This is a genomic window from Pseudomonas sp. HMWF006 (assembly GCF_003061205.1).
Lineage (GTDB): Bacteria > Pseudomonadota > Gammaproteobacteria > Pseudomonadales > Pseudomonadaceae > Aquipseudomonas > Aquipseudomonas monsensis.
The window spans coordinates 1-659 of sequence record NZ_QAIU01000363.1 but is presented as its reverse complement, the minus strand read 5'-3'; the positions used below and the strand labels follow the sequence as shown (position 1 = coordinate 659).

At 61.8% G+C, this 659-nt stretch carries 2 protein-coding genes; both read left to right on the top strand.

What is annotated here, in order from left to right; translation table 11 throughout:
* A partial coding sequence (locus DBR24_RS14900) for a copper chaperone PCu(A)C (protein ID WP_256591492.1) occupies positions 1-306 on the top strand: 306 nt, incomplete at its 5' end.
* A gap of 21 nt (positions 307-327) precedes the next feature.
* A partial coding sequence (locus tag DBR24_RS14895; protein WP_146189051.1) for a DUF2946 domain-containing protein occupies positions 328-659 on the top strand: 332 nt, incomplete at its 3' end.

The window sequence follows — 659 nt, the reverse complement described above, 5'->3', positions numbered from 1 at the left end:
GACGACCGCCTGCTCAGCGTCGATTCGCCGATCACTGACCAAGCGCAGCTGCATGAGCATGTAATGCAGGGCGATCTGATGAAAATGCAGCAGGTGCCCAACGTGGTGATCCCTGCCGGCGGCAAGGTGACGTTCGCGCCGATGGCCTATCACGTGATGCTGCTCAACCCCAAAGACCGCAGCCTGCTCAGCGACGGCAAACGCTTCCCGCTGACCCTGCATTTCGAGAAGGCCGGTAACGTGACCGTCGAGGTTGCCGTGCAGAAGAAGCCAGCGGAAACCAAGACGCACGATCACGCCCAGTAACCGATCCGGCTGACCACGCCCGTGCGCCCGCAACGCGCCGGGGCGTCCAGCAGGCATCGCCAGAGCCAGACTCTGACCCGCGGTAGCTGGATCGCCCTGTTCGCCATGATGATGATCTTCATCGGCCCGCTGATTTCTCAGTCGATGCCGATGGATCAACACGCCTCGACGTCCATGCCGATGAGCATGGACATGCCCGGCATGGATCACGGTGGTCAAGACGCGCAGCCCGGCGCCGAACATTGCCCGCCGCAATCCTCGCACCACGTTCTGTGGGAAAAATGCGGTTATTGCAGCCTGCTGTTCAATTGCCCGGCGCTGACCGGTGGTGGCAGTTTCACCACGTTCAGCAT